The sequence below is a fragment of the Isoptericola croceus genome (assembly GCF_029382255.1).
Taxonomy (GTDB): Bacteria; Actinomycetota; Actinomycetes; order Actinomycetales; family Cellulomonadaceae; genus Isoptericola; species Isoptericola croceus.
In genome coordinates this window covers 1-254 of sequence record NZ_JARLLG010000524.1, presented here as the reverse complement: position 1 = coordinate 254, position 254 = coordinate 1, and the positions used below count along the sequence as shown (strand labels likewise).

General features: G+C 56.3%; 1 protein-coding gene. It reads right to left on the bottom strand.

Going from position 1 to position 254, the window contains the following annotated elements; translation table 11 throughout:
• The coding region (locus tag PZC42_RS25010; protein WP_277214344.1) for a hypothetical protein at positions 1-199 on the bottom strand (199 nt) is incomplete at its 3' end.
• Positions 200-254 lie beyond the last annotated feature (55 nt).

The window sequence follows — 254 nt, the reverse complement described above, 5'->3', positions numbered from 1 at the left end:
GCTGATGCGCGTACATGCGCAGCAGGTAGGCTAAGAAGCTCATGGTCTTAACCTGTGCCGTGATGAACTCCCCAAAGGCAGCCCGGTTCTTTATCTCCTTGGACACACCGGTGAAGATCTCGCCTCGGGCCGCAGCCTCCGCATGTGCTCTCTCCTGTGGCTTCGCCTGCAAGAGCAGTATGCTCTTGATCAGAGGCACAAACAGCTTGACATTGGTGGAGACGGAGCTACGGTGTGCTTGGAATATGGACACC